1 protein-coding gene is annotated in these 215 nt (G+C 45.1%); it reads left to right on the plus strand.

Features of this window, described 5'->3' with window-relative positions; all coding sequences use genetic code 11:
- Window positions 1-215 (plus strand): G5 domain-containing protein (locus HMPREF2853_RS04910; protein ID WP_186821130.1); only part of this gene is annotated, 215 nt, incomplete at both ends.

A 215-nucleotide genomic window follows, 5' to 3' on the forward strand; every position in this document is an offset into this window, starting at 1 on the left:
GTAACGACTAAGGAAGAGACCAAGACAGAAGATGTTGCCTTCCAAGTCAAAGAAGTGCAGAACGCAGACCTTCCAGAAGGAAGTCGTCAAGTGATAGCTGCTGGTAAGAAGGGTGTTCGCACCATTGTTTATACAGTGACATACACAGATGGCGTTGAAACTGGTCGTGTTGAGAAATCAAGTACAATCACTACTCCAGCAGTAGACGAAGTTGT

Origin of the sequence: Streptococcus sp. HMSC077F03, from assembly GCF_001812375.1 — a bacterium.
Lineage (GTDB): Bacteria > Bacillota > Bacilli > Lactobacillales > Streptococcaceae > Streptococcus > Streptococcus oralis_S.